The organism is Vibrio sp. 10N.222.55.C6, from assembly GCF_041473395.1.
Classification (GTDB): Bacteria; Pseudomonadota; Gammaproteobacteria; order Enterobacterales; family Vibrionaceae; genus Vibrio; species Vibrio crassostreae_C.
In genome coordinates this window covers 1-259 of sequence record NZ_JBFRSD010001206.1, presented here as the reverse complement: position 1 = coordinate 259, position 259 = coordinate 1, and the positions used below count along the sequence as shown (strand labels likewise).

General features: G+C 42.9%; 1 pseudogene. It reads right to left on the bottom strand.

Going from position 1 to position 259, the window contains the following annotated elements:
* Positions 1–217 (bottom strand): annotated as a pseudogene (locus AB4486_RS28205) (LruC domain-containing protein); the annotation flags it as partial.
* Positions 218–259 lie beyond the last annotated feature (42 nt).

Here is a 259-nt window from a genome sequence, read left to right as displayed (position 1 = left end):
AGTCTTCGTTTGCTCGGCTGTAGATGTCGAAACCATAACCAGAAGGCGCGATGTAATGTGGTGAGGTACTACTTGCATCGATCTTTTGAGTCACTGTTATTGAGCCATCACCGTTAGTGGTTGTTGTGTTTTCTGTTGCAGCTGCAAACGTCTGTTGCGAGAAAGAACACATAGCGACTGAACCCATCACCATTAGAGATTTTTTAATATTTTTCATGGCAGCTATCCTTAGTCAGAATCCAGAACAATGTCGCAAGAA